Origin of the sequence: Pseudomonas sp. 32_A (assembly GCF_017490905.1) — a bacterium.
GTDB lineage: Bacteria > Pseudomonadota > Gammaproteobacteria > Pseudomonadales > Pseudomonadaceae > Aquipseudomonas > Aquipseudomonas inefficax.
The window spans coordinates 1-238 of record NZ_JAFGYI010000510.1; the positions used below are offsets into that span (position 1 = coordinate 1).

The following is a 238-nucleotide window of genomic DNA, read 5'->3' on the forward strand; positions in this document are numbered from 1 at the left end:
CCCAGGGTGCTGAACAGCAGTACGAAGTAGCCGACGTTGCCCAGCCAGGCACTGATCCAGTAGCCCCAGGCCGAGGAGAAGCCCATGTAGTCGCCGAAACCGGCCTTGGCATAGGCATACACCCCCGAATCCAGCTCCGGCTTGCGGTTGGCCAGGGTCTGGAACACGAACGCCAGCGCCAGCATGCCAACAGCTGTGATGCCCCAGCCGATCAGCACCGCGCCCACATCGGCACGCG

General features: G+C 64.7%; 1 protein-coding gene. It reads right to left on the minus strand.

All coding sequences use genetic code 11. The annotated features are described in order from the left end of the window. Positions 1-238 (minus strand): amino acid permease (locus J5M58_RS27630; RefSeq protein ID WP_207880709.1); only part of this gene is annotated, 238 nt, incomplete at both ends.